Source organism: Parafrankia sp. Ea1.12 (assembly GCF_900465275.1).
In the GTDB taxonomy this organism is placed as follows: Bacteria; Actinomycetota; Actinomycetes; order Frankiales; family Frankiaceae; genus Parafrankia; species Parafrankia soli.
The window spans coordinates 1-1,476 of sequence record NZ_UBIZ01000571.1; the positions used below are offsets into that span (position 1 = coordinate 1).

Here is a 1,476-nt window from a genome sequence, read left to right on the forward strand (position 1 = left end):
GTGGTGGGCGGCGGCCGGCGGAACGGGGCGTGGGTCTCAGGGCGCCCCCTGCCGGTTGTCCGATGTGCCATGCTGGGCGCCGGACGGTCGGGGAGGAAGCCGGTGTGAATCCGGCGCGGTCCCGCCACTGTTACCGGGGAGTCCCCCTCAGCGGAAGGTCACGGCGGCCCTGCGGGCCGTTGGAAGGCCGAGGGTGGATGGTGATCCGGCAGCCAGGATACTTCCGCCGTCCGTGCTGGCTTCGAGGGCGAGGACACCCCGGGGAGGACATCGGCATGCCCACGACTGTGTGCGGCCGCGCGGCGACGGCCGGGTGGCGTTCGACGGCCCGTGCGGGGGTGGCGGGCCGGTGGTGACGTTCCCGTTCTCCGCGCTGGTCGGCCAGGATGATCTGCGGTTGGCGTTGCTGCTCAACGCGGTGTCCCCGACGGTGGGCGGGGTACTGGTCCGCGGGGAGAAGGGCACGGCGAAGTCGACGGCGGTCCGCGCGCTGGCGGGGTTGCTGCCGCCGGTGGCGGTGGTGCCGGGCTGCCGGTTCTCCTGCGATCCGGCGGCGCCGGTGGTGCACTGCCCGGATGGCCCGCACCCGACCAGCCTCGCCGACGGTCACGGTGCCGGCGGGGTGGGGGTGTCGCGGCCGGCGCGGCTGGTGGAGCTGCCGGTCGGCGCGTCGGAGGACCGGGTGACCGGCGCGTTGGACCTGGACCGGGCACTGGCCGAAGGGGTGACCGCGCTGCGCCCGGGGCTGCTCGCGGCCGCGCACCGCGGGGTGCTCTACGTCGACGAGGTGAACCTGCTCGCCGACCATCTGGTGGATCTGCTGTTGGACGCGGCCGCGCTCGGGGTGGCGCAGGTGGAACGCGACGGGGTGTCGGTCAGCCATCCGGCGCGGTTCTGGCTGGTGGGGACGATGAACCCGGAGGAGGGTGAGCTGCGCCCGCAGCTACTGGACCGGTTCGGGTTGACGGTGCAGGTGACGGCCAGCCGTGACCCGCGGGTACGCGCGCAGGTGGTACGCCGCCGGTTGACGTTCGAAGCCGACCCGGTCGGGTTCGCCGCCGTCTGGGCCGGCGCGGAGGCGGAGCTGGCGGGGCGGATCGCGGCCGCGCAGGCCCGGTTGGGCCGGGTGGAGCTCTCCGACGCCGCGTTGGACGCGGTCGCCGCGGTGTGCGCGGCGTGTGACGTCGACGGGATGCGCGCCGACGTGGTGCTGGCGAAGACGGCGATGGCGCGCGCGGCGTGGGAGGGTCGGGCGGAGGTCAGCCCGGATGACATTCGGGTCTCGGCCCGGTTCGTGCTGCCGCATCGGCGCCGCCGTGGCCCGTTCGACGCCCCGGGTGGGGACGGCGGCGCGCTCGACGACACGGTCGAGGAGGTGCTGCGCGACCGGGTACACCCCGGCGACGGCCCCCCGGACGGGGACGGGCCGGATGATTCTCCTGGTGGCGGGTCGCCGGGTGGTGGCCAGCGGTGGCG

The 1,476-nt window shown here is 75.4% G+C and carries 1 protein-coding gene and 1 riboswitch; the gene reads left to right on the top strand.

Features of this window, described 5'->3' with window-relative positions:
• The first annotated feature begins 93 nt into the window (after window positions 1–93).
• Window positions 94–222, top strand: a riboswitch (cobalamin riboswitch).
• A 127-nt stretch (window positions 223–349) separates the two neighbouring features.
• On the top strand, window positions 350–1,476 hold a 1,127-nt coding region (locus FMEAI12_RS32020; RefSeq protein WP_200835479.1), incomplete at its 3' end, for an ATP-binding protein.